Origin of the sequence: Pantoea sp. Pa-EAmG (assembly GCF_030024295.1) — a bacterium.
Classification (GTDB): Bacteria; Pseudomonadota; Gammaproteobacteria; order Enterobacterales; family Enterobacteriaceae; genus Pantoea; species Pantoea dispersa.
Map to the genome: position 1 here is coordinate 1 of NZ_JASEWO010000310.1, position 2,552 is coordinate 2,552.

Below are 2,552 nucleotides of genomic sequence, written 5' to 3' on the forward strand. Positions count from 1 at the left end.
TTTCGCGTCATGGTGATTTCACCATTAAAGAAGCTCAGCTTCTGGAACGCCACGGATACGCTTTCAACGAACTGGATCTCGCTAAGCGCGATCCGGAGACCGAAGAAGAGCGTCTGTTTATTGAAGTCTGTCGTGGTCTGCGTGAGCCGCAGACTGAGGCTGAACGTGTCTGGTCAAAATACACTGCACGTATCAAGCGTCCGAAACGTTTTCATACCTTGTCCGGCGGTAAACCGCAGATGGACACGGTGGAAGACTTCAGCGATAGCGACGATTAACATGACGGGGCTGATTTCAGCCCCGTTGTCATTCCAGGCTTTTATGCAGGTAAATTAGTAAACGATCGATACTGCGATATCCCACCGCCTCCTGCAGATGCTGACGCGTAATCTGCCGTTCACCCGCTAAATCTGCGATGGTTCTCGCCACCTTTAAGATGCGCTGCCATGCACGCACCGATAATCCCAGTGCATTCAGGATCTCCTCCAGCCATTCCGCGTCCTGCTGCTGTAACACACAATCACGGGCGATCTCCGGATTCGACAGCTGCGCATTCACTTTGCCCGCGCGTGCCATCTGTATCGCCCGGGCGGCCAGTACGCGGGCGCGCACCTGCGCGCTGGTTTCGCTGTGCTGCTGCTTCTGGCTAAGCGAGCCGCCCGGTAGCAGCGGAATCTCCAGCGACAGGTCGAAGCGATCCAGAAACGGGCCAGACAGCCGGCTGAGATAGCGCAGCACCTGCTGCGGCGTGCAGCGATTATGATTCCCCTGATAATGACCCGTCGGGCTGGGATTCATTGCACCAATCAGCTGAAAGCGCGCAGGGAAAGTGACTTTGGCGCGGGAACGGGAAATGGCGATTTCACCGGACTCAATCGGCTCGCGTAACGCATCCAGCGCTTTGCGCTCAAACTCGGGCAGTTCATCAAGAAACAGCACCCCATTGTGCGCCAGCGAAATTTCGCCCGGCCGCGGCAGGGATCCTCCGCCGACCAGCGCATACAGCGATGCGCTGTGATGAGGCGCTCTGAACGGCCGTCTACGCCACTGATGATGTAGCGTACCGCTGCTGACCAGGCTGGCAATTGCGGCGCACTCCAGCGCTTCCTGGTCATCCAGCGGCGGCATAATGCCGGGCAGTCGGGTTGCCAGCATGGTCTTACCGGTGCCGGGCGGGCCCAGCAGCAACAGGTTATGGCCACCGGCGGCGGTAATTTCCAGCGCGCGCCGTCCCTGCTGCTGGCCAATAATATCGCTCAGGTCCTGCTGCTCGTGCGGCACCGTTTCAGGCTGGTAATGGGCGACCGTCAGCGCCGTCTGGTTATGCAGGAAAGCGCAGATCTCCACCAGATGCTTGCCCACCAGCGTTTCACCCTGTTGTATCAGGCCGACATCCTGTTGATTCTGCTCCGCTAAGACCATCTGACGTCCGGCCTGCAGCGCCGCCATGGCAGCAGGAATCGCGGCCTGAACGCCACACAGCGCGCCGTTTAGCGCCAGCTCACCCAGGAACTCATAATGGGCCAGCTTATCGCCTGGCAGCTGCTCTGAGGCCGCGAGAATGGCGATAGCGATCGGCAGGTCGTAGCGCCCACCCTCTTTAGGTAAATCAGCTGGCGCGAGATTAATGGTGACGCGCTTCGCCGGAAAGGTGAAACCGCTATTGATAATGGCGCTGCGCACGCGTTCGCGGGCTTCTTTGACGGTGGTTTCCGGCAGACCAACCAGCGTCAATGCTGGCAGACCGTTGCTGATATGCACTTCAATCGTCACCAGTGGAGCCTGCACTCCGAGCGCCGCGCGTGTTAATACTTTCGATAAAGACATAACCGCTCCTTGTTGCCTTTATCCTTGCTGAAAAAAATCCACACGGCGACCGCTGAAACTATCATCCTGAAGCGGTATTCAGGAAAATCGCTGCGCTTTTCATCCTGTTCATTAATTTTCGCAGCCAGATCGCAAAAGCAAAATAACGGTTGCGTCGCGGGCGTAATGAATAATTATCACAAATGCGAATAACCTTTTACTTACAAAGCGATAACGCACGTCAGCTGCGCGCGTCATAAAATTTTCCGATGAAAATTATTGTAAATCCCCTGCTAACTATGGTAACTCTGTAGGTATTACTTCGAACTAACGAAAAAACAGACGACACATGAAAGCCCTTCTACAAGTGATTAGCCTAGTCGTGATTAGCGTGGTGGTGATTATTATCCCACCGTGCGGGGCATCGCTTGGAGAAAGAAAGGCTTAAAAATCAAGCCCGGAATTCCAAAAACCCCCGCACCGAAAGGTCCGGGGGTTTTTTTTCGACCTGGCTAAATATCAGCGAATCAGCGAGGAACAGATTATGAGCAGTAGCATAAAATTCTGTTGTTCCACCAGGAATACAGGAGAATAACGATGACAGGTGCACAGTGGGTAGTTCAGGCTTTACGCGCGCAGAGTGTCGACACAGTGTTTGGCTATCCTGGCGGCGCAATCATGCCAGTGTACGATGCGCTCTACGATGGCGGCGTGGAACACCTACTGTGTCGTCATGAGCAAGGTGC

4 protein-coding genes are annotated in these 2,552 nt (G+C 55.2%); 3 read left to right on the forward strand and 1 reads right to left on the reverse strand.

What is annotated here, in order from left to right; translation table 11 throughout:
- The coding region (locus QMM04_RS22085; RefSeq protein ID WP_282997053.1) for a DUF413 domain-containing protein at nt 1–278 on the forward strand (278 nt) is incomplete at its 5' end.
- A 28-nt stretch (nt 279–306) separates the two neighbouring features.
- Here the strand turns inward: QMM04_RS22085 and QMM04_RS22090 are convergent.
- Entirely contained in the window at nt 307–1,827 is a 1,521-nt protein-coding gene (locus QMM04_RS22090; protein WP_021507918.1) for a YifB family Mg chelatase-like AAA ATPase, read from the reverse strand.
- 328 nt (nt 1,828–2,155) lie between these two features.
- Here QMM04_RS22090 and ilvL point away from each other — a divergent pair, with 328 nt between their 5' ends.
- Together ilvL and QMM04_RS22100 are read left to right on the forward strand one after the other, a co-directional pair.
- Nucleotides 2,156–2,254, forward strand: coding sequence for an ilv operon leader peptide (gene ilvL / locus QMM04_RS22095; protein WP_071531048.1), 99 nt, complete (start codon nt 2,156–2,158; stop codon nt 2,252–2,254).
- Between the two features lie 149 nt (nt 2,255–2,403).
- Nucleotides 2,404–2,552: thiamine pyrophosphate-binding protein (locus tag QMM04_RS22100; protein WP_282997054.1), on the forward strand; the 149-nt coding region annotated here is incomplete at its 3' end.